This is a genomic window from Actinopolyspora xinjiangensis, assembly GCF_900104475.1.
Classification (GTDB): domain Bacteria; phylum Actinomycetota; class Actinomycetes; order Mycobacteriales; family Pseudonocardiaceae; genus Actinopolyspora; species Actinopolyspora xinjiangensis.
In genome coordinates this window covers 107174-132517 of record NZ_FNJR01000001.1, presented here as the reverse complement: position 1 = coordinate 132517, position 25344 = coordinate 107174, and the positions used below count along the sequence as shown (strand labels likewise).

Below are 25344 nucleotides of genomic sequence, written 5' to 3'. Positions count from 1 at the left end.
CCCCTGTTGTGCAGTTCCTTAGCGCAGTTTCCTCGCGAAGTCCTCATCATGCCGGCCGCCGGGAGGGGTCATGGTCTCACTCTTTCGGGGTGTATCACCGCGAGCCGCTCGCGCCTCTTGTCGGTATGAGCGGAAGAACGGAACGAATCCTGCCGCGGCATCGTTGCGATCCCGAGCTGCTCCGGGCCGTGCGCGCCGCCGGGGCACTGCCCCGGAAGTCGATACGCGCCCGGTTCGGGCAGCGGAGGCTGAGCGCCGCACTGGCCGGGGGAGAGCTGGCGGCGCCGTGGCCGGGGGTGCTGGTGCCGGGCGAATCGCTGCATCAACCGCGCGCCCGCGCGTTGGCGGCACTGGTCTGGGGTGCCCCCGGCGCGGTGCTGTCGGGGCCGACCGCGCTCGCGGTGCACGGTTGCGCCCCGGTACCGCCCGAGACGCACATAACCGTGTTCCACGACAGGCGGCCCCCTCGCGGGTCACGCCTCGTGGTGCGGCAGAGCAGGGTCAGAGAGTCCGAGGTGGTGGAGCTGGACGGGCTGCGTACCCAGGTACTCGACGTCGCGCTGGCGGAGGTGCTGTGCACGGCGGGCGACGCCACGTTCGCCTCGGCCTGCCTGCGGCGCGCGCTGTCGGCGGTCACCCCGGTGGCGGCGGAACAGCTCGGGGAACTGGTGCGGGGGCGTGTCGCGACGAGAGCGGATCGGCGCGGCACACGACGTGCGCTCGCGTTGCTGCGGAGTGACCACCGGGTCGGAACCGCTCTCGGCTGTGGGGCCGATCAGCGCCACGGGCCGAGGCTGGTGCAGGGACGGGTACGCAGCTTCTCGACGTAGTCGTCCGGTGCCCCGGCGCGTTCCGCGGCATCGGCGATCAGTCCCAGATAGCGCGCCGAGGGAAGTCCGCCCTCGTAGGCGTCGAGCACGTACAGCCAGGCGAGGGTGGGGCCGTCCAGCGTCTGGATCCGCAGCCGTAGTTTCTTGTGCAGCCCCAGGTCCGAGCCCTCCCAGCGGTCGAGCTCCTGCTCGTCCTCGGGGGTGACGTCGTAGAGCACGGTGAAGACCTGCGCGCCCGGTTCCTCGACGATCGTCGCGAGCGCCCCCTCCCAGCCGACGTCCTCACCACCGAAGGTGAGCCGCCAGTCCATCAGCCACCCCGTTCCCGTCATGGGCGAGTGAGGGGCGCGCTCGAGCATCTGGGCCGGATCCATGTTGGAGCCGTAAGCGGCGTATAGCGGCACGGGTCACAGGATAACCACGCCGCGTCCGGTTGTCCGTCCCCGCTTTTTCGTGTCCGGAAGCGCTGCTGGCGGTGCCCGCCCGCGCTTCGCGGCGTTGTCGCCCCCCCGGGCCTCTTCACGCGACCGGGCGCTTGATTTCGCGGTGAGGGCGGGGACGCCGCTTTTCGCCTCCGTCCGGTCGGCCGAATCCCCCGGTACCGGTGAGCCGTGCGGGGGAGGTGGCGGCGTACCGTTGGGCCGGTGGGTGCGCGAGCCCGGGTGCCGAAGGGTGCGAAAATGGTCTCTACCAATTCCGGGCAAGAGCGGTTCCTCCGCAGGAACTCCGGAACCGCCGACGACGGCTCCGACCGATCCGTGCCACCGGAGGAGGATGCCGGGCGCGAGCCGCGCGGTACCGAGAACACGGGGCTGCGATCCGCCCCTGACCGGCGGCGGTTCCACTGCCACCACCGCAGCGAACTTCCCGGACGGACCCTAGGAGGTAGAGCGAAGTGTCCCGCATCGTAATCATGGGAGGCGGGCCCGCGGGCTACGAGGCCGCTCTCGTGGCCGCTCAGAACGGGGCGGACGTCACGCTGGTCGAGGCCGAGGGGCTGGGCGGGTCCTGCGTGCTCTACGACTGCGTGCCGTCGAAGACCTTCATAGCCTCCGGGGGTGCTCGCTCCTCCGTTCGGGACGTGCAGGAACTCGGTATCAGGGTCAAGGAGGGCGCGGCCGATGTGGACACGGCCGTGGTGCACGGCAGGGTCAAGGGGCTCGCGCTGGCGCAGTCGGCCGACATACGTTCACGGGTGCATCGCGAAGGGGTGCGGATCCTGGGTGGTCGCGCCCGGTTCGTCGATGAGACCCCCGGCCTGGCGCAGCACCGTGTCCGGGTCGATCTCAGCGACGGCGGTCAGGAGGAGCTCGTCGCCGACGCAGTGCTGATCTCCACCGGCGCGACCCCGCGCGTGCTTCCGGGGGCGCAACCGGACGGTGAGCGCATCCTGACCTGGCGACAGCTCTACGACCTGCCCGAGCTCCCGGAACACCTCGCCGTGGTCGGCTCCGGGGTCACCGGCGTGGAGTTCGCCTCCGCCTACGCGGAGATGGGCGTCAAGGTCACCCTGGTCTCCAGCCGAGACCGCGTGCTGCCGCACGAGGACGCCGACGCCGCGGCCGTGCTGGAGGAGGTCTTCTCCGAGCGGGGAGCCAGCGTGGTCAAACACGCGCGCGCCGACCGCATCGACCGCACCGACTCCGGCGTGCTCATCCACCTCAACGACGGCCGCAGGATCGAGGCCAGCCACGCGTTGATGACGGTGGGCTCGGTGCCCAACACCACCGACATCGGACTGGAGCGTATCGGCATCGAGCCGGACCGCTCGGGCTACATCCCGGTGGACCGGGTCTCCCGGACCAGCGCGACCGGCGTGTACGCGGCCGGGGACTGCACCGGCGTGCTGCTGTTGGCCTCGGTGGCCGCCATGCAGGGGCGGATCGCCATGTGGCACGCCCTGGGCGAGGGAGTCACCCCGATCAAGCTCAAGACCGTCGCCGCCAACGTCTTCACCCACCCCGAGATCGCGACCGTGGGGATCAGCCAGCAGTCGATCGAGTCCGGCGAGGTCCCCGCGCGCAGCGTCGTGCTGCCGCTGTCCGGCAACCCCCGCGCCAAGATGGAGGGGGTACGCCGCGGCTTCCTCAAGGTCTTCTGCCGTCCGGCCACCGGCGTGGTCGTGGGTGGTGTGGTGGTCGCCCCCAACGCCAGCGAACTGATCCTGCCGCTGGCCCTGTCGGTGCAGAACCAGGTCACGGTGGAGGACCTCGCCAACACCTTCTCGGTCTACCCCGCGCTCTCCGGGTCGTTGACCGAGGCGGGCAGGCAGCTCATGCGCCACGACGACCTCGATTGACGAGTGAGTGGGTTGGGCCGCGTTGATGGTGCTGTGGCGGAACCTCACGAGCCGTCTCGCTGCGGGAGCCTCGACATCGGGTAGTTACACACAACGTCGAGGCTGTCCTCGCGAGACGACCCGTGAGAACCCGCGGCGGTGCGAGCTGCTCGGGAGGTTCGTGGCGGGCCGAGCTGCGTTGGTGGCCGTTCGGCGCTGCGCGCCGTGACGGAGTTGTGGTGTCGGATTCGGGCCGGGAACGCCGATGTTGGTTTTCGGTCATCGAGGTTTCCGTGCCTCGGTATGCGGTGTGGGGGCGGGTTGCGGGACAGTGGTGTCGTGAGTGAGCTTCCCGTGCTGATCTACGACGGCGACTGCGGGTTCTGCACCCGCAGTGTGCGCCTCGCCGACGGACTGCCGGTGCGCGTCCGCTCCGTGCCCTGGCAGGAAGCCGAGCTCGAACGGTTGGGAGTTCCCGAGCAGCGGGCGCGGCGCGAGGTCGTTCTCGTCGACGAGTCCCACCGGCTCCACGGCGGGGCCGCGGCGGTGGCCGCGTTGCTGCGGCACTGTCGGGGTCCGTGGCGGTTCGCCGGGGCGATACTGGCCGCTCCCGTGGTTCGCACGCTCGCGGAGGGTGTGTACCGGCTGGTCGCCGACAACCGGCACCGATTGCCGGGGGAGACCCCGGCCTGCCGGCTACCGCCCGAACGCCGCCCGGGCCACTGAGCCCGGTTCACCGCTTCCTTTCGACGGACTCTCGCGCCTGCCGAGCCTCCCGATCTGTTCCGGCCTCGATCCGCCCGCTCGGTGGGGCGCGTGGAACCCTCCCTCGGCGGGGCTCGGAATCCACCCGGTGTGTCGCCGGTAACGGTTCCACATCCCTTCCGGGCACGCGGTGCGAGCGTGCTCGTTCCCTCACGCTCTTTCTTTCCCGCCCGTGCCCGCGAACGATCCCGTTCCCGTCCCGGAGAACCACGAGGTCGATGTCACCCGATCGTGGATAATCATGCGGGATCGTCACTTCCGAGGGGTCCCGCCGCGAGGCGGGTAGGAGAGAGCGAAGGTGTTTCGAAGAAGACGGGGCGGTGCGGTCCCCGATCCGTGGGAGGACGACCGTGCGACGGGAAACTCGCCGTGGGCGATCCTCGGCGTGCTCGGTGTCGTGTTCCTGGTCGTGCTGTTGGCCGTGGTGGCGGAACCGGGCAAGCTGCTGGCGGGCGGTGACGACGGTTCGGAGGCGACCGCGGTACCCGAGATGCACGACGGCCTCCCCGAACCCGGTTTCGAACCCACGGCGCTGCTGGAGCACAACCCGCTCAACTCCGAAAACGCGTCGCTGGGCGGCGCCGACTGCGAACTGCCGGGACTGGCCGAATCCGCCGACCGGATGCGGGACTACTACGAAGCGGGCGTGCGCTGTCTCGATGATCTCTGGCGTCCCGTGGTCGTACGGGCCGACATGAAGTGGGCCCCGCCCGAGGTGAGTCTGTCGGCGCGCGCGGACAGCTGCCGCGATTCGGAGGAACGGACCCGCCCCACCGCCTTCTACTGCGACGGAACCATCCACCTGCCCAGGGAATGGGTGCTGTCCGACCTCGGTACCCAGGAGCCCGCCCACCTTATGCTGCTGGCGCACGAGTACGGCCACCATGTGCAGCAACGGGCCGGGATGCTGCGCGCCTCCACCGTCCGGCAGGACGAGTACGAGACCCGGAGCCCGGAGTGGCTCCGGATCTCGCGCCGCCTCGAACTGCAGGCCGACTGCTACTCCGGAATGTTCATGGCCGCGGCCGCCGAAGGCGGAACCCTGCGGGACCGCGTCGCTCGGCGGTACGCCTCGGCCACGGGCAGCACCGAGCTCGCCGACACCCACGGTTCACCGCGCAACCAGCGGGACTGGAAGCTGACCGGATTCCGGGAGCGGAACGCGGCCGCCTGCGACACGTGGAGCGCGCCCGCCGAGCAGGTGCGCTGAGCGCTCCCTCGACCGGCACCGCTCCGATGACTCCGCCTCGGCCGTCGGTTCCCGCTTCCGTTCCCGTGCCGGAGAGCGTGCTTCGGCTGTCCGGCATCCCGCTCGGACTTCGGTTACGCTTTGCCCGTCCGTTCGCACGGAGCGTGTGGTTCCCGCCCCGGTGGGCGGCGGACTGGGGGATCTCCGGACCGACAGCACGCGGCCCTCCGACCGAGGAGGATCGATGGCCGAAACCGCGGCACCCGAACGATCGCACTGGCGCTACAAGCGGGGACTCGGCGGCGAGATGCTCGCCGAGGTGCTGGGCACCTTCATCCTGCTGCTGCTCGGCTGCGGTTCCGTCGCGGTGGCCCTGGCGGCGTTGCCCGAGTCGGGGCGGCAGGTGACCGACTTCGGCCCGGCCAACTGGCTGATCATCATCTGGGGCTGGGGCTTCGGCGTGGTGTTCGGCGTCTACGCGGCGGGCGGGGTCAGCGGCGCGCACATCAACCCCGCCGTGACCCTGGCGTTCGCCGTCCGCAGGGCGTTCCCCTGGTACAAGGTGGTGCCCTACTGGTTCGCCCAGGTGGTGGGGGCCTTTCTCGCGGCGGCACTGGTCTACGCGGTCTACGCGCCCGCGATCGACTCCTACAACGCCTCCGAGGGGCTGGCCAGAGCCGAGTCGCTGGACACCTTCTCCATCTTCGCCACCTTTCCGGCCGAGTACTTCGGCGGTGGGTGGTGGGGGCCGATGCTCGACCAGATCGTCGGTACCGGGATCCTGGTGTGCCTGATCTGCGCGCTGATCGACACCCGCAACATGGCCCCGGCCTCCAACATGGGGCCGTTCCTGATCGGGATGGTCGTCACCGTGGTCGGGCTGACCTTCGGGCCGAACGCGGGCTACGCCATCAATCCGGCGCGTGACTTCGGCCCCCGGTTGTGGACCTACGTCGCCGGCTGGGACGAGATCGCCTTCCCGGGCAGTTACGAGTGGTTCTCGTGGTACTTCTGGATTCCGATAGTGGGGCCGCTGGTCGGCGGTGTGATCGGCGCTGTCGTCTACGACCTGTTCGTCGGCCACGTGCTGACGGAGCGCAGCAGGCCCGAGGTCGGCCGTGTGCCCGAATGAGCGTCGCGATACCGCCCGCGCCGCGCCTCCGCGCGTGCCGCGGTACCGGGATCCGACGGGTTCGCGTACCGGTCCGCCGGGAAGGCCGGTCGGCCGCCCTACTGCCCGGCCCGTTCCAGCAGTGACAACAGCGGTGCCGCCTTGGTCAGGCACTCCTGCCACTCCGCCTCGGCGTCCGAGTCGGCGGTGATGCCACCGCCGACCCCGAAGGCGACCTCGCCCGCCGCGTACTCCAGCGTGCGGATGGCCACGTTCAACTCGGTGCCGCGCACCGGGGAGGACATGCCCACCGCGCCGCAGTAGACCTCGCGGGGGTCGGACTCCAGCTCGGAGATGATCTCCAGTGCCCGCACCTTCGGGGCTCCGGTGACCGAGGCGGGCGGGAAGGTGGCCCGCAGCAGCTCGGCGTCGCCGATCTCCGGGGGCAACTCCGCCCGAACCTCGGAAACCAGGTGCCACACCCCCGGGTGCGGTTCCACCCGCAGCAGCTTCGGAGTGGTCACCGTGCCGGTCCGGGCCACTCGCCCCAGATCGTTGCGGGCCATGTCCACGATCATCACGTTCTCGGCGATGTCCTTGCGCGAACCGCGCAGCACGTCGGCGTTGTGGTCGTCCTGAGGACCGCGTCGCGGCGTGGTTCCCTTGATGGGGCTGCTGCGCACCACCTCGCCGTGGCGGGCGAGGAACAGTTCCGGGGACAGCGAGGCAACCGCCCCCCAGGCACCGGCCACGTAGGCGGCCCTGGCCGGGTCGAAGCGCGCGCTGCCGGTCGCGAACAGCTCCAGCGGGCTTCCGGCGAACGGAACGGCGAAGCGGCTGCACACGTTGGCCTGGAATATCTCGCCCGCCGCGATCTCCTCCACGCACCGCCGGACCGACTTGCGGTGCCGCTCGGCATCGGGCGCGACCACCCCACCCGGTCCGGGGCCGCTCTCCGCGTGGTGACCGGCTGCCTCCGCGACCAGCGTGCCGAGCTCGGTGACCAGGGCACCCGGTTCGTGCTCGGCGATCGCCTCGAACCACCACTGCCCGCGTGGGTCGCGCCGCAGCACGTGATCGGTCCACCCCCAGGCAGCCGCAGGCAACCGCCGCCTCCCGGGATGACGCGCTCCGGCGGGATCGGTCAGCTCGTAGCCCAGGTAGCCGACCCACCCGCCGCCGACCGCTCCTTCCGGGGCCGCCGGCTCGGGGGTCACCTCGGGTCGGCGGTCCAGCACGTCGAACGCCTCCCCCGGTTCGACCGGGTGGACGCGGACGGAGGGAACCAGCACGGTGCTCCCGCCGAACCAGTCGCCCGTCAACGCGGCGGGGGGAGGGAGCCCCCGGCTCCGGGCACGTCGTTCGAGAGCACGCAGCACGTCGGTGGCGGTGGGGTCGCCTTCGACGGGCCGGACGAATAGTCGCACACCGCCAGTATGCAACCGTGCCGACAGCTCTTACCGGCCTCACCCGAATCGGGTAATTTCGGTCACCGCTACAGTTCGTGGTGTGCGTTTGGTACTGGCTTCCGCTTCGCCCGCCCGCCTGTCCGTGCTCCGGGGAGCGGGTGTCGAACCGGTGGTGCGCGTCTCCGGGGTCGACGAGCGCGCGGTGACCGCCTCGCTGCCGGATCCCTCGCCCGCCGAGGTCGTCACCACGCTGGCCCGCGCGAAGGCCGAGGCGGTGGTGGACCAGGTGGCGGCCGAGTTTCCCGAGGCCGTGGTCGTGGGCTGCGACTCGATGCTCTGGGCCCCCGGGGAACAGGGGGACGAGCTCGTGGGCAAGCCCGAGACGCCGGAACTGGCGGCCGAGCGCTGGGAACGCATGGCGGGCGGAACCGGGCAGCTGCTGACCGGCCACGCGGTGCTGCGGCTGCGGGACGGCGCGATGATCGCCGGTCACAGCGACCACCTCGCCACCACCGTCCGATTCGGCCGTCCGTCCAGGGCTGAACTGGACAGCTACATCGCCACCGGGGAACCGATGAAGGTGGCGGGCGGATTCACTCTGGACGGGTTCGGCGGCTGGTTCATCACCGGAGTGGATGGTGACCCCGCCAGCGTGCTCGGCATCAGCCTCTCGTTGACCAGGTCGCTGCTGTCCGAGGTCGGTGTCAGCGTGGTTTCGCTGTGGAACCATCCCGACGCCGTGCACGACCGGGCGGGCGGCCGGAGCCGCTGAGCGCGGTTCGCCGGACACCCCCGCCCGCGGCGGTTCGCGCGGCACCGGCCGGTTGTCGGTCTCCGGAACGGCGGGATCCCGGCGGGAGTGAGCGCGCTTACACCTCGCCCGTTCCGGGAACAAACCGCAATCACGGTGCTGTTGACCTTCATCGCGATGACACCTCGACGTCGCCGGAGCCCGGCGCGATACCTGACACAACGCCTGCACGTCGATCTGCGACGGCAGGCCAGCTGCATTTGTCGCCCTTGATTCCCCCGGACGGGCGCCTTTCCCGCCAACGGCGGTGATCGCTGCCTCCGAACGCGCGATCCCGCGGGAGCCCTCCGAAGCCGATTCCGTTCTCGTGTCCGCTTCTTGACCGCCCCACCCGCGGCGGTCGAATCCGTGAATCGTCGGGAGACAACCGTGTCAGAGACACAAGCCGAACCGTCGCGACCGACCCGCTTCCGGTTACGCTTCGATCCGAAGCTGTTCGCCCTGGCAGTGCTCGCCTCGCTGGTGCTGGGGGCGCTGCTCGGATGGGTGGCCGACTCCACCGGGGCGGGCTGGCTCATCACGACGCTGGACACCATCGGGTCCACGTTCACCAAGCTGCTGACCTTCACGGTGCTGCCGCTGATCTTCACCGCCATCGTGCTCGGCATCACCAGCCTGCGTTCCGTCGGTGGCGGGCGGACAGCCGCCCGCCTCGGCGGCAAGACCGCCATGTGGTTCGCGATCACCTCGTTGGTCGCGGTGCTGATCGGCATCGGGGTGGCGAATCTGCTGCGCCCCGGGCAGGGTCTGAACATCTCGCCCGACCAGCAGCGCGTCGACGAGGTCAGCGACATGGCGGGCGGTTCGTGGCTCGACCTCGTCCAGGGACTCGTGCCCGAGCACCTGGTGGGGGCGTTCGCCGACGGGGAGACGCTGCAGGTCGTGTTCGTCTCGCTGCTCGTGGGTGCGGCGGCCTACAGCCTGGGTGAGAAGGCCCAGCCGTTCGTGGAGTTCAACCGGGCCGTGTTCGAGATCATCCAGCGCGTGCTGGGCTGGATCATCAGGCTCGCGCCGCTCGGCACGCTCGGGCTGATCGGCAACGCGGTGGCCAGCTACGGAAACGAGTTCTTCGTCCCGCTGCTCAAACTCACCGGGGCCACCTACATCGGCTGCGCGCTGGTGCTGTTCGCGGTGTACCCGCTGCTGCTGTGGTTCGTGGCCCGGGTCAGCCCCGCGAAGTTCTTCGGCAAGGCATGGACCGTGCTGCAGTTCGCGTTCGTGTCCCGCTCCTCCGGGGCGAGCCTCCCGCTCAGCAGGCAGACGGCGGTCAACCTCGGGGTGGACCGCTCCTACGCGAGCTTCGCGGTGCCGCTCGCGACCACCACCAAGATGGACGGTTGCGCGGCGGTGTACCCGGCGGTGGGGTCGATCTTCATCGCGAACCTGTTCGGATTCCACATGGGGCCCGTGCAGTACCTGACCATCGTCGCCGTGGCGGTGTTCGGTGCGATCGCCACCGCCGGTGTGACCGGTTGGTTCACCATGCTGACGCTGACCGTGGGAGCGCTGGACTTCCCGCCCGCGATGATCGCCACCGGCATCGCCATCGCCTACGCCGTGGATCCGATCATGGACATGATGCGGACCATGACCAACGTGGCGGGGCAGATCACCGTGCCCACGGTGGTGGCTCGCACCGAGGGGATGCTCGACGACGAGGTGCTGCACACCCCCAGTGCTCCTCCGCTGCTCAACGGCCCGGAGGAGACCGCCTCCGACGAGTCGGCCGGTTCGCGGGAACGCGGCCCGGCCCTGTCCGGGGTCTGAGGGGAGTCGTCCGCTTCCCCGAGGGGCGGAGGGCCGGCCGGGTCCTCCGCCCCGTCATCGGCTCGGACGGTGACGTCCGCCGGTGCTTCGGCGACCACCTACCCAGGTGAGGTGCTTAGCTCTTAGACTCTTCAGCGATCCACGCTGTCGTGACAGGAGGTACGAGGTGCCCGAGCAGGACTCGATCCCCCGTGATCGGATACGCAAGGTGCTGGTCGCGAATCGGGGTGAGATCGCGGTTCGCGTGGTGCGGGCGTGCGCGGATGCGGGCATCGGCAGCGTGGCCGTCTACGCGGAGCCGGACTCCGAGGCCCCGTTCGTGCGGCTGGCGGACGAGGCGTTCGCGCTGGGCGGTACCACCGCGGCCGAGAGCTACCTCGACATCCCCAAGGTGATCGAGGCCGCCCGGCGCAGTGGTGCCGACGCGGTGCACCCCGGCTACGGCTTCCTGTCCGAGAACGCCGACTTCGCGCAGGCGGTGCTGGACGCGGGGCTGATCTGGATCGGCCCCTCGCCACGGGCGATCCGCGACCTGGGGGACAAGGTCACCGCCCGGCACATCGCGACCAAGGCGGGGGCGCCGCTGGTCCCCGGTACGCAGGACCCGGTTTCCGGGGCCGAGGAGGTCGTGGAGTTCGCCAAGGAGAACGGCTTGCCGGTCGCGGTGAAGGCCGCCTTCGGCGGCGGTGGGCGCGGGTTGAAGGTGGCCCGCACCTTCGAGGAGATCCCCGAGCTCTACGACTCGGCCGTGCGGGAGGCCGAGGGCGCCTTCGGCCGGGGTGAGTGCTTCGTGGAGCGCTACCTCGACCGGCCTCGGCACGTGGAGGCGCAGGTGCTGGCCGACCAGCACGGCAACGTGATCGTGGTCGGGACCAGGGACTGCTCGCTGCAGCGCAGGCACCAGAAGCTGGTGGAGGAGGCGCCCGCCCCGTTCCTGACCGACCAGCAGCGGGAGCGCATCCACGCCGCGGCCAAGGCGATCTGCTCGGAGGCGGGCTATCACGGTGCGGGAACCGTGGAGTTCCTGGTCGGTGAGGACGGGACCATCTCGTTCCTCGAGGTCAACACCAGGTTGCAGGTCGAGCACCCCGTCTCGGAGGAGACCACCGGAATCGACCTGGTGCGGCAGCAGTTCCTGATCGCCGAGGGCGAGCCGCTGGAGATCACCCAGGACCCCCCTGCGCGGGGGCACTCCATCGAGTTCCGCATCAACGGTGAGGACGCCGGGAGGAACTTCCTGCCCACTCCGGGCACGGTCAGTCGTTTCGTTCCGCCGGCCGGGCCCGGTGTCCGGGTGGACGCCGGGGTCGAGAGCGACAGCGTCATCGGTGGCCAGTTCGACTCGCTGCTGGCCAAGGTGATCGTCACCGGTGCCGACCGGGAGGAGGCGCTGCAGCGTTCCCGCCGCGCGCTGGACGAGATGGTCGTGGAGGGGATCGCCACGGTGCTGCCGTTCCACCGGGTGGTGCTGCGCGACCCCGCGTTCACGGGTAGCGACGGGTTCACGGTGCACACCCGCTGGATCGAGACCGAGTTCGACAACACCATCGAGCCGCACACGGGCGGCACCGAGGCCGCTGAGAGCGAACAGCGCCAGCGCATCACCGTCGAGGTCGGCGGCAGGCGCCTGGAGGTCTCGTTGCCCGCCGGCCTGGCCGCGGTGGGCGGTGGTTCCGAGCCCGCCGCGCCCGCCGGCAAGCCCCGCAAGCGCCGTTCCGCCTCGGCGGGTGCCGCCCCCTCCGGCGATGCCGTGACCGCACCGATGCAGGGCACGGTGGTCACCGTGGCCGTCGAGGACGGGCAGCGGGTCGAGGCGGGCGATAAGCTGTTGGTGCTGGAGGCCATGAAGATGGAGAATCCGGTCACCGCGCACAAGAGCGGGACGGTCACCGGTCTCAAGGCGCAGCCCGGTGACTCGGTCAGCCAGGAGACGACGCTCTGCGAGATCAAGGACTGATCACCGTTGGCCGAGCGGGGCGATGAGGTTCGGATCGGCGATCACGATCGTGACCGGGTGATCGCCCTGCTCGGCGAGCACTTTTCCGCCGGGAGGCTGGAGGTCGACGAGTTCGACGAGCGGTGCCGGCGGGCGGCTGGGGCGCGGTTTCGCTCCGACGTGGCCGCGTTGTTCGCGGACCTGCCCTCTCCGCACCCGGAGGTTCTGGCCACCGGGCGTGCCGCACCGGCGGCCGAGCCGGAGCGGCACGCCTCCGACGGAGCGCCGAGTCCGCGGCGCGGTGCCGCGCTCGGCATCGCCGTGGTGCTGGCGATGATCGGCCTGCTGGTGGTGACCAGGCAGATCTGGGTGCTCCTCCCGCTGGTGGGCTTCGCCTTCGTCTGGTTCGGGACGCGTCGGTGAGCGCGAGTCGTCTTTCGTCCGTGGCCGCTGGGTTGCGCATGGCCACCATGCGCGGCCGGATGACCGCACGGTGCCTGCTCGCCGGGCTGAGTGGGGTGCTGTGCCTGCTCGGCGGGTGTGCGGTGCTGCCGACTCGTGAGGCCGCGGACAAGGGGCCGATTCCTCCCGAACCGGTTCCTCTGCCCGAACGGGAGGCGGGGATGTTGCCGCCGCGTCCCACCGAGCTCTCGCTGCGGGGGTTGCGGCCCTGCGGGCTGCTGACCGAACGGCAGCGTGCCGGGCTCGGTTTCGACCGCGACCCCCTGCCCGGGGTGGAGGAGGGGTTCGACAACGCCGTCACCTGCAGCTACCGGAACAGCAGGGCGAAAGTGGGGGCCCGGCTGGCCCTGGTCACGACCGAGGGCATGAGCGTCTGGACCAGTGATACCGCGCAGGTCAGGGCCACACCCGTGGAGCTCGGCGGGTTCCCCGCCCTCGTGATCCGCACTCCCGGGCTGCGGCTGGCCTGCAACGTCGCCGTGGACACGGCGGAGGGGCAGCACCTCGACGTGCTGTACCGCGACGACGGCGCCGACCGTCCGGCCACACTGGACCAGTTGTGTTCCGGGGCGCGTCGGGTGGCCGGGGCGGCGGTGCGAACGTTGCGCGAGTCGGGCGGTATCCGGTCGCCCGACTCGGGGAACTGAGCGGTTCCCGCGTCCAAGTGGTTACCGCGCGACGTTTTCGGCCGGTACCGGGGTCGCGCGCCGCATCGCTGCGGTCCACGTGAACGGCCGCATCGGACGGCGGACCACCGCGGAACACGACGGGTGGCACGGCCGCTCGCGACCACGCTGACCGTCGGCACCGCCGCGCGATCCCACGTGACCCGAGAGGACGGCCTCTCGGCAACGCTTCGTGTTCGAATCATTCCGCTATCGGACTACTGCCCACGCCACGGATGAGCCATTAGAGTGTGCTGTCAGGTTCCCGAGAGTGGAGGCGATCGTGCCGAATGGTTCCGAACGGGACGGTGTGACGGGTTCGCCCTCCGCGCCCGACGCGGCAGGAGCCGTGCGGGTGGAGGCCTCGGCCGTCCCGAACCTGATCAGGTCGTTGCAGTCCTCGTTGGACGAGGTCGGTGTGCAGATCGAGCACGCCATCACCGAGCTGCGGATCCGTCCCTGGGCGGGGGATCCCGTCAGCACCGGCGCGGCGGCGAGGTTCAACGAGTACTCGGTCAGCGGGGACCGGGCGGCGCTGACCGCGCTGTACGGCTACCGCGACCGGCTGCAGGCCGCCTCCGACGCGTTGCGAGCGGTGGAGAACCGTTACCGCGAGACCGAGGACGCCAACGCGTCCCGGATGCGTACGGGTTGCTGACACGGTGAGACGTCCGCGGGAGGCCGTCGTTGAATGACCACCGCTGGCAGGGCTACACCCATGCCGAACTCTACGAGCTGCTCCACCAGGGACCGGGTCCCTCCGCCTCGGGGGATCCCTCGCGCAGGTGGCGCGAACTCGAACGAACGTTCCGGGAGATCGACGACGGCATGGCCGCGGCGCTCAACGCCGTGGCGGCCGACTGGCAGGGTGAGGCGGCGGAGAGCGTGCGACAGGGGCTGCGACCGCTCCGGGAGTGGGTCGAGGACGTGAGCGGGGCGGCGGGCCGGATGCGGCAGTGCTCCGAACAGCAGGCCGATTTCGTCGCGAGGGCCCGGGCCGAGATGCCGCCGCCCGTGCGGGTGACGGCAGAGGAGCCGAACGGGGTCACCTCCGCGCTGGTTCACCTGTTCGGCGGGCAGACGGACTACGAGGTGCAGGAGCGGCGGCAGCACGAGGCCGAACAGCGTGCCTTCGACGTCATGCGCCGGTACCAGGAGTCCTCCGAGGCCAACGCGACCGCGCTGGCCTCGTTCGAGGCCCCTCCTCAGGTGGTGGTCGACGCTCCCTCCCGTGCCGTCGCGGGAGGATCCGGTGGGGACGTGACGATCTCCTGGCACCGCCCCCCGGCGGACGGCGCCACGACCGGCGGAAGCAGGGGAGCGGCGTCGAATCCGGGGCGCGGCAGCGGGGGTTCGAGCCCGGCCGCTCCGGGACGTGCCGGGACCGGGCGGAGCACCGCCCCGAGCCCGACACCCCGTACGGCGGTCCCTCGGCGGGTGCCGCGGACCGAGCCGGAGGAGGAACGGGAGGTCGCCGTCGAGGCCACCGAGACCGAGGGTGGTGAGGGCCTCTTCGACGAGTACCGCGTTTCCGCCCGTCCGGTCATCGGCGGTGACCCGTCGTGAGCGATGCCGCCGAAGCGGCCCCCACCACCGGGCCGGTTTCGCTGTCCGCCCTGGAGTTCGACGTGCTGCTCGAACACCTGGGGATCGATCCGCCGCTGGTGCTCAGAGTTGCCTCGCCGGGCAAAACCCACTCGCACCGAAGGGAGCTGGCCGACGCGGCCTGGTGGGCGCTGGCCGAGCGTGGACTGTGCGGCCGGGACGGCCTCGCCGAGTCGCTGCGGCGGATGCTGTCGGTGCTCGACAGCCCCTCCCGCGAGGTGGACGGCCGCTGCTGGCTGGGTCGTGGCGTCCGGGTGCTGGCGGCTGCCCCCGGCGAGTCCGATGAGGCCGTGCTGGTGGTCAAGGAGGAGGAGCGGTTGTGGTTGCGTCCGGCCGCGGGCAGTGGCCTGGTGCGCGAGGCGCTGTCGGTGCTGCCCGAGGTGCCGGCCGGGAGCGGACGTTCGGTCAGCCTGCCGAGTGCGGACCTCGACGCCGCCGCCTCGGAGTCGGGTGACGACCTGTCGGTGCTGCGCCGGGCGTTGTCCTCGCGTGGGGTGCGCACCGACGACGCGGCCGTGCTGGCGGGGATGCTGGAGGGGGTTCACGCCAGTGGCCAGTTCGGCGCCGCCGTCAGAGGGGTGAGCACCGGGCGGCGTCGCGCCGAGCACGTCGTCGGGTTCTTCGACTCCGGACAGGGACGTCACGTCCAGCTGCGCCGCGCCACTTCCTCGGGGGAGGCATGGAGCACCATCGCCCCCGCTGATCGGCGTGGCCTGGTCGAGCGAGTGGCGGAGCTCCTCGGCGACCCGCTGACGGGCTGATCGGGGACCTCATTCGGAGGCCGGGTTCGGGGTGGAGCTGGAACGGCCCGCCGGGCCGGGTACCGGCGGTGTCGCGCGGTACCCGGCCGTGGCGGGAATTCCGGCCCTCAGCCCACCGGTTCCACGATCCCCTCGCGGGCCTCCGGAGCCGCCACGCGGGTGGCGTCGGCAGCCTGGTCGTCGGGCTGGTTCTGCGACTCGCGCTCGGCCTCGACGCGTGCCGAGTACCGCTCGACCTCGCTGTTGACGCGCTGTTCGTCCCAGCCCAGCTCCGCTCCGATCAGCCGCGCCACCTGCTCGGCGCAGTCCACGCCGCGGTGCGGGTACTCGAACGAGATCCGGGTGCGCCTGGTGAGCACGTCCTCCAGGTGGAGCGCCCCCTCGTAGCGCACCGCGTAGACCACCTCGGCCCGGAGGTAGTTGGGGGCCTCGTCGATCGGTTTCAGCAGCTCGGGCCTGCTGTCACCCAGCGCGAGCACCTCGTGGATCATCGAGCCGTAGCGGTCCAGCAGGTGCCGCACGCGGTAGGGGTGGAGTCCGTGCGCGGCCGCGATCTGGTCGGCCTGGTTGACCAGAGCGTGGTAGCCGTCGGCGCCCAGCAGCGGCACCCTGTCGGTGATCGAGGAGGCCATCCGGCCGGAGACGTCGTTGCTGACCGCGTCCACGGCGTCCTTGGCCATCACCCGGTAGGTGGTGTACTTGCCGCCCGCGATCGCGACCAGGCCGGGAGCCACCCTGGATACCTCGTGCTCGCGGGAGAGCTTCGAGGTGTCGTCGCTCTCACCGGCCAGCAGGGGGCGCAGCCCGGCGTAGACCCCTTCGATGTCCGAGTGGGTCAGCGGGGTGGCGAGCACGCCGTTGACGTGCTCCAGGATGTAGTCGATGTCGCGCTTGGTGGCGGCCGGGTGCGCCAGGTCCAGGTTCCAGTCCGTGTCGGTGGTCCCGATGATCCAGTGGTTGCCCCACGGGATCACGAACAGCACGGACTTCTCGGTGCGCAGGATCAGCCCGCTGTCCGAGACGATCTTGTCGCGCGGCACGACCACGTGCACGCCCTTGCTCGCGCGTACCCGGAAGCGCCCGCGTCCGCCGGACAGCCGCTGCAGTTCGTCGGTCCACACACCGGTGGCGTTGATGACCGCCTGGGCGCGGACCTCGGTCTCCCTGCCGTCCTCGACGTCGCGCAGCCGCGCGCCCGCGATCCTGTCGGCCTCGTGCAGGAACTCGACCACCTGGGTGGAGGTGCGCACCACCGCGCCGTACCGCGCGGCGGTGCGGGCCACGGTCATGGTGTGCCTGGCGTCGTCGGCCTGCGCGTCGTAGTAGCGGATGCCGCCGATCATGGCGTCCCGCTTCAGGGCCGGGACCATCCGCTGCGCCCCGGCGCGCGTCAGGTGCTTCTGGCCCGGGACGGAGCGGGCGCCGCCCATGCGGTCGTAGAGCAGCAGCCCGGCGGCCGTGTAGGGACGCTCCCAGATCCGGTGGGTGAGCGGGTAGAGGAAGCTGACCGGTTTGACCAGGTGCGGGGCGAGGCGGTTGAGCATCAGCTCCCGTTCGTGCAGCGCCTCGCGCACCAGGGAGAACTCGAGCTGCTCCAGGTACCGCAGTCCGCCGTGGAACAGCTTGCTGGAGCGGCTGGAGGTCCCCGCCGCCAGGTCGCGAGCCTCCACCAGGGCCACGCGCAGTCCCCGGGTGGCCGCGTCGAGGGCGACTCCGGCTCCGGTGATGCCACCACCGATGACGACGACGTCGAACTCCTCGTCGCCGAGGCGCCGCCAGTTCTCCTCGTGTTCGTCGGGGCCGAGCTTGCCCTGTGGCTGCCCGGTGACTTCCGGTTTGTCGCTGGACACTAGCGTCCTCCTCGCTCGTTTCGCAGCCCACCGCCCCTGGGCGGAACGCCTCACCGCGAGTACATCCGACAGTGCTCATGATGCCGGATCGACACGCCCCGCGCGTGGTGTGTCACCCGCGGTGTCCGGATCGGGAGCGGTCGGGACGCGGATCATCCGGCCCGCCGCACCGTCGCGCCCCGTTCGCGCAGGACCTCGACCTCCGCCTGCGGGGTTTTCGAGTCGACGATCACGGTGTCGAAGTACTCGGCCGGTGAGACCGCGTGCAGTGCGCGCCTGCTGAACTTGGTGTGGTCTACGTAGAGCACGCGGCGGCTCGCCGAGGCGAGCATGGCTTTTTTGAGCTGCACCATTTCCTGTTGCGGATAGAAACAGACACCGTCGGTGACGGCGGAGACGGACATGATCGCGAGGTCCACTCGCATTCCGCGGAGCGCATCCAGCGCCATGCCCCCTACGAAGGCGTCCGCCCAGGGCAGGAAGTCGCCTCCGACGCAGATCAGATGGATTCCCTGTTGTCCGGCGAGCTCGTCGAACACGCCCCGGTGGTTGGTCACCACGGTCAGCGGTGCACGTTCCGGCAGCAGCCGGGCCAGGTAGACGCCGGTGGTCGAGTCGTCGAGCATCAGCGCCTGTCCGGGTTCGACCAGCTCGATCGCGGCCTTGGCCAGTTCGGTCTTCTCCGCCTCGTTCTGCTGCAGCCGGTACTCGGAGGCGGCCTCGTAGAGCAGCGAGGACGCGGCGGAGACGTAGCCCCGGTTGCGGTGCACCAGCCCCTGGGACTCCAGCTCGGCCAGGTCCCGGTAGACGGTCATCGCACTGGCGTCGACCGTCGCGATCAGGTCGTCGATGCGCAGGGTTCCTTCCGCCATGACCAGATCGGTGATCTTGCGTCTGCGGTCCTGCTGTCGTCCGGACGGTCGCCTGCCCTGCGTGGCCATCGTCATTCCTCTCGCACCACTCCTGTTTCACGGACAGGTGCCATCCTCCACCGCCGCCGAAAGCCCGTCCGTGATCCGGACGGTGTCGCGATGACGGGGATTCGCCCCCGGACGTCACAAGTAAACCATCTGAACCGATAAAAACATCAAGCTGAGGTTATTGCAATGTTTCTTTTCACAGGTCTAGTGTGACCCAATCTTCCACAGTGAGAAACCCGGGCTTCAGCCGGAGGTAGTAACCGACATGCGGTGGTACAGGACACACGAAACTTCGACCCTCGGCCGGGCGGGTAGCGCTCCCGCCGGTCGGATGCGGAACAGAGCGGGAGGCACGAGATGAGCGCGGGCGCGATCTTCGTCTTCGAACTGCTGGGCACCGCCACGCTGACCCTGCTCGGGTGCGGCGTGGTCGCCAACGTGACCCTGCGCGACACCCTGGGAAACAGCGGGGGCTGGCTGCTGGTCAACTTCGGCTGGGGCTTCGCCGTGTTCGCGGGCGCGAGCATCGCCGCCCCCGCCGGGGCGCACATCAACCCCGCGGTGACCTTCGGGCTCGCCGTCAACGGGCAGCTCGACTGGTCGCTGGTACCGGTCTACCTGGTGGCGCAGCTCGTCGGCGGCGCGCTGGGTGCCGCGGTCTGCTGGGCGGCCTACAAGCTGCAGTTCGACACCCACGACGACCCGGCCAACACCCTGGGGATCTTCGCGACCGGCCCCACCGTGCGCAACAAGCCCTGGAACCTGGTCACCGAGATCATCGGCACCTTCGTGCTGGTGTTCTGGATCCTGCTCAGCCCCGGTGCCGCTTCCGGTCCGGACGGGATTCCCGAGTTCGGCAACGCCGCGCTCGGCTACGCGGCCGTGGCCTTCATCGTCATCGGCATCGGCAGCTCGCTCGGCGGTCCGACCGGCTACGCGATCAACCCCGCCCGCGACCTGGGCCCCCGCATCGCCTACGCCCTGCTGCCGATCAGGGGCAAGGGCGGCGCCGACTGGGCCTACTCCTGGGTGCCGATCCTCGGCCCGATCATCGGAGGTTCCGCCGCCGGGGCGCTCGCGCTCGCCCTGCCCGCGGTCTGATCACGCCTCGGCCCGGAGGACCTGCCCGCCGTTCGCACAGGGGGCATTCTCGGAGCCGACACCGTCATCGCCAACCACACGCGCCGATCGGAAGGTAGCGACATGGCCTCCTATATCGCAGCCATCGACCAGGGAACCACCTCCACCAGGTGCATAATCTTCGACCACTCCGGTCAGGTGGTCTCCGTGGACCAGGTGGAACACCGGCAGATCCTGCCCAGGGCGGGATGGGTCGAGCACGACCCGATGGAAGTCTGGACCAACACGCGGCAGGTGTGCGCCGGTGCGCTGGCCAAGGCCGACCTGGTGCTGTCCGAGATAGCCGCCGTCGGCATCACCAACCAGCGCGAGACCACCGTGGTCTGGGACCGGCACACCGGTGAGCCCGTCTACAACGCGATCGTCTGGCAGGACACCCGCACCGACGCCATCGTCAACGAGCTGGCGCGGGGCGAGGGCGGCAAGAGCAGGTACCAGTCCCGGACCGGCCTGCCGCTGGCCACCTACTTCGCCGGTACCAAGATCCGCTGGATCCTGGACAATGTGGACGGCGCGCGGGAACGGGCCGAACGCGGCGAGCTGATGTTCGGCACGATGGACACCTGGGTGCTCTGGAACTCCACCGGAGGAACCGAGGGCGGGCTGCACGTCACCGACCCCACCAACGCCTCCCGCACCATGCTCATGGACCTGCGGACGCTGAGCTGGGACCCCGACATCTGCGCCGAGTTCGGCATCCCCATGTCCATGCTGCCGGAGATCCGTTCCTCCTCCGAGGTCTACGGATACTTCCGGAAGCGCGGCGTGCTCGGCGGGCTGCCGATCTCGGGGATACTCGGTGACCAGCAGGCGGCCACCTTCGGTCAGGCCTGCCTGACCCCCGGCGAGGCCAAGAACACCTACGGCACCGGGAACTTCCTGCTGCTCAACACCGGAACCGAGCCCGTGCTCAGCGAGAACGGGCTGATCACCACGGTCGGATACAAGATCGACGAGCAGCCCACGGTGTACTGCCTGGAGGGCTCGATCGCCGTTACCGGCTCGTTGGTGCAGTGGATGCGCGACAACCTCGGCATGATCGGCAGCGCTCCCGAGATCGAGCAGGTCGCCGCCTCGGTGGACGACAACGGCGGCGCGTACTTCGTGCCCGCCTTCTCCGGGCTGTTCGCGCCCCACTGGCGTTCGGACGCGCGCGGCGTGATCGCCGGTCTGACCAGGTTCGTCAACCGAGGCCATCTGGCGCGTGCGGTGCTGGAGGCCACCGCGTTCCAGACCCGTGAGGTCGCCGAGGCCATGAACGCGGACTCCGGGGTCGAGCTCAAGTCCCTCAAGGTGGACGGCGGCATGGTCAACAACGAGCTGCTGATGCAGTTCCAGGCCGACATCCTCAACGTCCCCGTCATCCGCCCGAAGGTCAACGAGACCACGGCGCTCGGCGCGGCCTACGCGGCCGGGTTGGCCGTCGGGTTCTGGTCCGGGGAGAAGGACATCCGCGCCAACTGGGCCAAGGACAAGGAGTGGGATCCGAAGATGTCCGAGCAGGCCCGGGAGCAGCAGTACGGCGAGTGGCAGAAGGCCGTCACCAAGACCTTCGGCTGGGTCGAGGAGTGACCCGGTCGCCCGCCCGGTTCGCCGACGTGCTCGTGCGGCGGGACCTCCCGTCGACTCCCGGCCCCGGGAGCGGAAGGAACCGGGTGGGCGACTCGCGGCTTCTCCGGCTCCTCGCGGGAGCGCGGGGAGGGAACGCCCGTGGCCGGTCGGGCCGCGGGAGTGCTCGCTTCGGCGTCGAAACGCCGAAAGCACCGTTCCCGCGGCAACGCGGGACGGGTGTTCTCGCCGGGCCGCCTCGGCGCCCACTGGAGGCGGCCCGGCGGGGCGGTTCGTGCTCGTGGGCCACCGCCGTCGGCCGACCCCGGACTCCGATCGGGCGGATCGAGCGGGGTAGCGTGTCCACCTCGTGACCTCCCAGGGTGATTCCCGATCGCTGACCGACACCGTCGCCGAGCTGCGCACGGCTGGCTGCGTCTTCGCCGAGCGCGAGGCGGAACTGCTGTTGGCCGCCGCCCCCACGGATGCCGAGCTGCGCGAGATGACACGACGCCGGGTGGACGGGACGCCGCTGGAGGTCGTGCTCGGCTGGGCGGAGTTCCTCGGCGCCCGCTACGTGGTGGAACCCGGGGTGTTCGTGCCCCGGCGACGCAGCGAGTTCCTGGCTCGCCAGGCGCTCTCGCTGGTACGCCCCGGGGACGTGGTGGTCGAGCTGTGCTGCGGTTCCGCCGCGATCGCCGCGGCAGTGGCGGGAGCGGCGGAGCGGATCGAGCCGCACGCCTGCGACATCGACCCCGACTGCGTGCGCTGTGCGCGCCGCAATCTCGCCGAACTCGGCGGCACGGTTCACCGAGGGGATCTCTACGAGGCGCTGCCCGAGGCGCTGCGCGGGCGAGTGGAACTGCTGGTGGCCAACGCGCCCTACGTTCCCACCGGAGCGATCGCCTCGATGCCGCCGGAGGCGCGGGAGCACGAACCACGGGTGGCGTTGGACGGCGGCGCCGACGGGCTCGACGTCCAGCGCAGGATCGCCGCCGGGGCCCTCCGGTGGCTGTCGCCGGGAGGGCACCTGCTGCTGGAGACCGGTGAGCGGCAGGCCGACCGCTCGGTGGCCGTCTGTGCCGAGCACGGGCTGCGCGCCCGCGTGGTCCGCTCCGAGGAGGACGACGCCACGGTGGTGGTCGCCACCCCGGCGGGGGCCTGACCCCGGAGCGTTCCGTGGTTTCGTGGGAACACCGCGCTGCCGGTGTCGCGCGGTGTTCGCGAGAGGGGTGGATTCCGGGAGGGCTCGGTTCTCGGGAGGAGCGGCCACGGCGGTCCAGCGGGTTCCACCGATGGCAGCATGGACGGAGCCGGTCCGTGCCAACCCAGCGGTCATCCCAGTGAGCTATTCCAGTGAGGCGGGGCATGAACGAGCAGTACTCACCGAACTTCGAACACGGCCCCAACACGGTGTGCCCGAACTGCGGCGGCTTCCAGAAGGTCAGCGAACCCCGGCTCTACATGATCCGGGCCACGGAGGACACCCACGCCGGTATGACGCTCGGGGAGTGGCGCACCTGCCCCCAGTGCCAGGGGGACGGACACATGCGCGGTCTGCGCCCTCCTGTGTGAGAGTGGACCGGTTGCCTCGCTCGGGTGCTCGGTTGGCGGAACCTCTCGTGCGGCTCTCGCTGCGGATCCGGAGACATCGGGTAGGTACTACACAACGTCTCCGGCGTCCTCGCGAGAGCCGCACGGGAGAACCCGCGGTTGGCTGGACTGCGTGCGTGGTCGTTTCGGCGCCGGGAGCGCCGAAAAGAGGGGCGTTGGGCCGGCTCTTGAGTAGCGACCTACGCGGCGAGCGGCCCGGCCTTGCAATGCATCCGACTCACGCACCGGGACACGAACGCTGCTCACACCGCATGATGTGGATTCCACAGCTTGGTGGTCCCAGCCGCGCGGGAGAACCCGCGGTTGGCTGGACTGCGTGCGTGGTCGTTTCGGCGCCGGGAGCGCCGAAGAACCGCGAGACAGCGCCTCGCCGCGTTACGGGGTGCTTCGAGTGGCGACCTACGCCACGTGCCTCAACGCCTCACGACGCATCCGACTCCCATGCCCCTCGGCACACCGCCCGGCTTCGTCCGCAGCGGCGGTGGTTTCGTGGGAGATCGACGCCGAACGGACGGACTCACAGCGGCAGCGCGGAGGCCCGCCAGGCGTTCGGGCCCGGTCGCAGCGGCCGCCTCCCACCGGGGTAGCGCAGCGCGGCGGCACGGTCCCCCCACAAGGACATGCGCGCGGGCCGCTCGGTGGCTCCGCCGTCGGAGCTCGCCGCCGCCAGCCCGGTCAGCGCCGCGGCCAACGCGGCCACCTCGACGTCGTCGGGCCTGCCACGCTCGACACGCAGTACGGGCCGCTGGGGCTCGCCCGTCTCCGGGCGGGCGGATTCGCCGGAATCGGCAACCGGATCGTCGCTCAAGGCGCACCTTCCATACACGGGTGTGCGTGGGTGGGAGTCAGCATAACGGTCCCGGGCAGCGGCGGAACAGCGCTCGCGGCGAGTGCTCCACGCGCCGCGAGCGCCACCGGAGGACCGCCACGGCTCACAGCGGGATGTTGCCGTGCTTCTTGGCCGGGAGCGTGTCCTTCTTGCCGCGCAGCATCCGCAGCGACCTCGCCAGGTAGCCACGGGTGTGGGAGGGCGGGATCACCGAGTCCACGTAACCGCGCTCGGCGGCCTCGTACGGGTTGCACAGCGTGTCCTCGTACTCCTGCTGCAACCGCGCCCGCACCTCCTCGACGTCGTCGCCGCGCTCGGCGGCCTCGGACAGCTGCCTGCGGTAGAGGATGTTGGTCGCCCCCTGCGCACCCATCACCGCGATCTCGGCGGTGGGCCAGGCCAGGTTGATGTCGGCGCCCAGGTGCTTGGAGCCCATCACGTCGTAGGCCCCGCCGTAGGCCTTGCGGGTGATGACGGTGGCCAGCGGGACGGTGGCCTCGGCGTAGGCGTAGAGCAGCTTGGCGCCGCGCCGGATGATGCCGTTCCACTCCTGGTCCGTGCCCGGCAGGAATCCCGGCACGTCCACGAAGGTGACCACCGGGATGTTGAACGCGTCGCAGGTGCGGACGAACCGGGCCGCCTTCTCACTGGCCTCGATGTCCAGCGTGCCGGCCAGCTGCGTGGGCTGGTTGGCCACCACTCCGACGCTGTGCCCCTCGACGCGCCCGTACCCGGTCACGATGTTCGGTGCGAACAGCTTGGAGACCTCGCAGAAGTCGCCGTCGTCGAGCACCCGGGTGAGCACCTCGTGGATGTCGTAGGGCTGGTTCGGCGAGTCGGGGACCAGCGTGTCCAGTTCCCGGTCGGCCTCGGTGAGGTTCTCGACGATCTTGCCGGTCTCTGTCGGCGCGTCGAGCACCGGCGGCTCGGCGAGGTTGTTGGACGGCATGTAGGACAGCAGTTCCTGGACGTAGGAGATCGCGTCCTCCTCGTCGGAGGCCATGTAGTGGGCGTTGCCCGACTTCGAGTTGTGCGAGTGCGCCCCGCCGAGCTCCTCGAAGGTCACGTCCTCGCCGGTGACGGTTTTGATCACGTCGGGGCCGGTGATGAACATGTGCGAGGTCTCGTTGACCATCACGGTGAAGTCGGTGATCGCCGGGGAGTACACCGCGCCCCCGGCGCACGGCCCCATGATCAGCGAGATCTGCGGGATCACCCCCGAGGCGTGGGTGTTGCGCTTGAAGATCTCGGCGTAGAGCCCGAGCGCGGCCACGCCCTCCTGGATGCGGGCGCCGCCGGAGTCGTTGATGCCGATCAGCGGACATCCGGTCTTGAGGGCCAGGTCCATCACCTTGACGATCTTCTCGCCGAACACCTCGCCCAGCGAGCCACCGAACACGGTGAAGTCCTGCGAGAACACGCACACCTGGCGACCGTCCACCGTGCCGTAACCGGTCACCACGCCGTCGCCGTACGGGCGGGACTGCTCCATCCCGAAGTTCGTCGATCGATGTCGGGCGTGCTCGTCCAGCTCGACGAACGATCCCTCGTCCAGCAGCAAGTCGATCCGTTCGCGCGCGGTGTACTTGCCCTTGGCGTGCTGTTTCTCCACCGCTCGCTCGGAGCCGGCGTGCACCGCCTCGTGGTTGCGCCGATACAGATCGGCCAACTTCCCGGCCGTGGTGTGGATGTCCGGCTCACCGACAGACGGCTCACCAATCGGTTCGGTCGCACTGCTCATGCCCGGCAGCCTAGCCAGACGTGGTCGTCTTCCACGAAGAGGTCTCCGGTGACGAGCGTCACTCCCGCGTGCGGCGGAATCGGCCGTCCGGTTGGCCGGGGCGGGAGCCCGCC

24 protein-coding genes are annotated in these 25344 nt (G+C 70.4%); 18 read left to right on the top strand and 6 right to left on the bottom strand.

Going from position 1 to position 25344, the window contains the following annotated elements; all coding sequences use genetic code 11:
* Positions 1-125 precede the first annotated feature (125 nt).
* Positions 126-830: a hypothetical protein gene (locus BLQ75_RS00610; RefSeq protein WP_092596168.1), complete on the top strand. Its 705-nt coding sequence runs from the start codon at positions 126-128 to the stop codon at positions 828-830.
* Here the strand turns inward: BLQ75_RS00610 and BLQ75_RS00605 are convergent.
* Positions 776-1234, bottom strand: a complete 459-nt coding sequence (locus tag BLQ75_RS00605) for a gamma-glutamylcyclotransferase family protein (protein WP_092596158.1) — start codon at positions 1232-1234, stop codon at positions 776-778. The genes BLQ75_RS00610 and BLQ75_RS00605 overlap by 55 nt on opposite strands.
* A gap of 491 nt (positions 1235-1725) precedes the next feature.
* Between BLQ75_RS00605 and BLQ75_RS00600 the strand changes: the two genes are divergently transcribed.
* The 4 genes from BLQ75_RS00600 (at position 1726) to BLQ75_RS00585 (ending at position 6194) form a co-directional block, all read left to right on the top strand.
* Positions 1726-3129 (top strand): NAD(P)H-quinone dehydrogenase, encoded by a 1404-nt coding sequence (locus BLQ75_RS00600; RefSeq protein WP_092596157.1) that lies wholly within the window; start codon positions 1726-1728, stop codon positions 3127-3129.
* 318 nt (positions 3130-3447) lie between these two features.
* Complete coding sequence (locus BLQ75_RS00595) at positions 3448-3834, top strand: thiol-disulfide oxidoreductase DCC family protein (protein WP_092597140.1); 387 nt, start codon at positions 3448-3450, stop codon at positions 3832-3834.
* A 337-nt stretch (positions 3835-4171) separates the two neighbouring features.
* Positions 4172-5083: a neutral zinc metallopeptidase gene (locus tag BLQ75_RS00590; RefSeq protein ID WP_092596156.1), complete on the top strand. Its 912-nt coding sequence runs from the start codon at positions 4172-4174 to the stop codon at positions 5081-5083.
* Between the two features lie 223 nt (positions 5084-5306).
* The gene (locus BLQ75_RS00585) at positions 5307-6194 is read left to right on the top strand and encodes an MIP/aquaporin family protein (RefSeq protein WP_092596155.1); all 888 of its coding nucleotides are present in this window, start codon (positions 5307-5309) and stop codon (positions 6192-6194) included.
* Between the two features lie 98 nt (positions 6195-6292).
* On the opposite strand, the gene BLQ75_RS00580 is transcribed toward BLQ75_RS00585, so the two are convergent.
* A complete protein-coding gene (locus BLQ75_RS00580; RefSeq protein ID WP_092596152.1) occupies positions 6293-7600 on the bottom strand; it encodes an aminodeoxychorismate synthase component I in 1308 nt (435 codons plus the stop codon).
* Positions 7601-7682: 82 nt separating this feature from the next.
* On the opposite strand from BLQ75_RS00580, the gene BLQ75_RS00575 reads away from it, so the two are divergent.
* From BLQ75_RS00575 to BLQ75_RS00540, 9 genes are all read left to right on the top strand, one after another.
* Positions 7683-8354 carry a Maf family protein gene (locus BLQ75_RS00575; protein ID WP_092596149.1) on the top strand — a complete coding sequence of 224 codons (672 nt, stop codon included), beginning with the start codon at positions 7683-7685 and terminating at the stop codon, positions 8352-8354.
* Between the two features lie 156 nt (positions 8355-8510).
* A complete protein-coding gene (locus BLQ75_RS24600; protein WP_425286429.1) occupies positions 8511-8606 on the top strand; it encodes a putative leader peptide in 96 nt (31 codons plus the stop codon).
* A 156-nt stretch (positions 8607-8762) separates the two neighbouring features.
* On the top strand, positions 8763-10160 hold the full coding sequence (locus BLQ75_RS00570) for a dicarboxylate/amino acid:cation symporter (protein ID WP_092596145.1): 1398 nt from the start codon (positions 8763-8765) through the stop codon (positions 10158-10160).
* A gap of 166 nt (positions 10161-10326) precedes the next feature.
* Positions 10327-12117, top strand: a complete 1791-nt coding sequence (locus BLQ75_RS00565; RefSeq protein WP_092596144.1) for an acetyl/propionyl/methylcrotonyl-CoA carboxylase subunit alpha — start codon at positions 10327-10329, stop codon at positions 12115-12117.
* Positions 12118-12123: 6 nt separating this feature from the next.
* Positions 12124-12519 carry a DUF1707 SHOCT-like domain-containing protein gene (locus BLQ75_RS00560; protein WP_092596143.1) on the top strand — a complete coding sequence of 132 codons (396 nt, stop codon included), beginning with the start codon at positions 12124-12126 and terminating at the stop codon, positions 12517-12519.
* On the top strand, positions 12516-13205 hold the full coding sequence (locus BLQ75_RS00555) for a DUF3558 domain-containing protein (protein ID WP_244515123.1): 690 nt from the start codon (positions 12516-12518) through the stop codon (positions 13203-13205). Before BLQ75_RS00560 ends, BLQ75_RS00555 begins: the two co-directional genes overlap by 4 nt.
* 301 nt (positions 13206-13506) lie before the next feature.
* Positions 13507-13881, top strand: a complete 375-nt coding sequence (locus tag BLQ75_RS00550) for a hypothetical protein (protein WP_170837250.1) — start codon at positions 13507-13509, stop codon at positions 13879-13881.
* A 29-nt stretch (positions 13882-13910) separates the two neighbouring features.
* On the top strand, positions 13911-14789 hold the full coding sequence (locus BLQ75_RS00545) for a PPE domain-containing protein (RefSeq protein ID WP_092596139.1): 879 nt from the start codon (positions 13911-13913) through the stop codon (positions 14787-14789).
* Positions 14786-15589: an ESX secretion-associated protein EspG gene (locus tag BLQ75_RS00540; protein ID WP_092596137.1), complete on the top strand. Its 804-nt coding sequence runs from the start codon at positions 14786-14788 to the stop codon at positions 15587-15589. Before BLQ75_RS00545 ends, BLQ75_RS00540 begins: the two co-directional genes overlap by 4 nt.
* A 107-nt stretch (positions 15590-15696) precedes the next feature.
* On the opposite strand, the gene glpD is transcribed toward BLQ75_RS00540, so the two are convergent.
* The gene (gene glpD / locus BLQ75_RS00535) at positions 15697-17439 is read right to left on the bottom strand and encodes a glycerol-3-phosphate dehydrogenase (protein WP_092596134.1); all 1743 of its coding nucleotides are present in this window, start codon (positions 17437-17439) and stop codon (positions 15697-15699) included.
* Between the two features lie 152 nt (positions 17440-17591).
* Positions 17592-18386 (bottom strand): DeoR/GlpR family DNA-binding transcription regulator, encoded by a 795-nt coding sequence (locus BLQ75_RS00530; RefSeq protein ID WP_092596132.1) that lies wholly within the window; start codon positions 18384-18386, stop codon positions 17592-17594.
* 330 nt (positions 18387-18716) lie between these two features.
* On the opposite strand from BLQ75_RS00530, the gene BLQ75_RS00525 reads away from it, so the two are divergent.
* From BLQ75_RS00525 to BLQ75_RS00510, 4 genes are all read left to right on the top strand, one after another.
* Positions 18717-19460 carry an MIP/aquaporin family protein gene (locus BLQ75_RS00525; protein ID WP_092596129.1) on the top strand — a complete coding sequence of 248 codons (744 nt, stop codon included), beginning with the start codon at positions 18717-18719 and terminating at the stop codon, positions 19458-19460.
* Between the two features lie 102 nt (positions 19461-19562).
* Positions 19563-21071 carry a glycerol kinase GlpK gene (gene glpK, locus BLQ75_RS00520; RefSeq protein WP_092596124.1) on the top strand — a complete coding sequence of 503 codons (1509 nt, stop codon included), beginning with the start codon at positions 19563-19565 and terminating at the stop codon, positions 21069-21071.
* A gap of 346 nt (positions 21072-21417) precedes the next feature.
* A complete protein-coding gene (locus tag BLQ75_RS00515) occupies positions 21418-22212 on the top strand; it encodes a putative protein N(5)-glutamine methyltransferase (RefSeq protein ID WP_092596123.1) in 795 nt (264 codons plus the stop codon).
* A gap of 203 nt (positions 22213-22415) precedes the next feature.
* The gene (locus tag BLQ75_RS00510; protein ID WP_043576372.1) at positions 22416-22622 is read left to right on the top strand and encodes a hypothetical protein; all 207 of its coding nucleotides are present in this window, start codon (positions 22416-22418) and stop codon (positions 22620-22622) included.
* Between the two features lie 556 nt (positions 22623-23178).
* Here BLQ75_RS00510 and BLQ75_RS00505 read toward each other — a convergent pair.
* Together BLQ75_RS00505 and BLQ75_RS00500 are read right to left on the bottom strand one after the other, a co-directional pair.
* Positions 23179-23469, bottom strand: coding sequence for an acyl-CoA carboxylase epsilon subunit (locus BLQ75_RS00505; RefSeq protein ID WP_092596122.1), 291 nt, complete (start codon positions 23467-23469; stop codon positions 23179-23181).
* A gap of 124 nt (positions 23470-23593) precedes the next feature.
* On the bottom strand, positions 23594-25231 hold the full coding sequence (locus BLQ75_RS00500) for an acyl-CoA carboxylase subunit beta (protein WP_092596121.1): 1638 nt from the start codon (positions 25229-25231) through the stop codon (positions 23594-23596).
* Positions 25232-25344 lie beyond the last annotated feature (113 nt).

Bases quoted from the DNA above. Each gene is read 5' to 3' on its own strand.
- BLQ75_RS00610 (WP_092596168.1), top strand. From the start codon at position 126: ATGAGCGGAAGAACGGAACGAATCCTGCCGCGGCATCGTTGCGATCCC.
- BLQ75_RS00585 (WP_092596155.1), top strand. From the start codon at position 5,307: ATGGCCGAAACCGCGGCACCCGAACGATCGCACTGGCGCTACAAGCGG.
- BLQ75_RS24600 (WP_425286429.1), top strand. From the start codon at position 8,511: ATGACACCTCGACGTCGCCGGAGCCCGGCGCGATACCTGACACAACGC.
- BLQ75_RS00530 (WP_092596132.1), bottom strand. From the start codon at position 18,386: ATGACGATGGCCACGCAGGGCAGGCGACCGTCCGGACGACAGCAGGAC.
- BLQ75_RS00525 (WP_092596129.1), top strand. From the start codon at position 18,717: ATGAGCGCGGGCGCGATCTTCGTCTTCGAACTGCTGGGCACCGCCACG.
- glpK (WP_092596124.1), top strand. From the start codon at position 19,563: ATGGCCTCCTATATCGCAGCCATCGACCAGGGAACCACCTCCACCAGG.
- BLQ75_RS00510 (WP_043576372.1), top strand. From the start codon at position 22,416: ATGAACGAGCAGTACTCACCGAACTTCGAACACGGCCCCAACACGGTG.
- BLQ75_RS00500 (WP_092596121.1), bottom strand. From the start codon at position 25,231: ATGAGCAGTGCGACCGAACCGATTGGTGAGCCGTCTGTCGGTGAGCCG.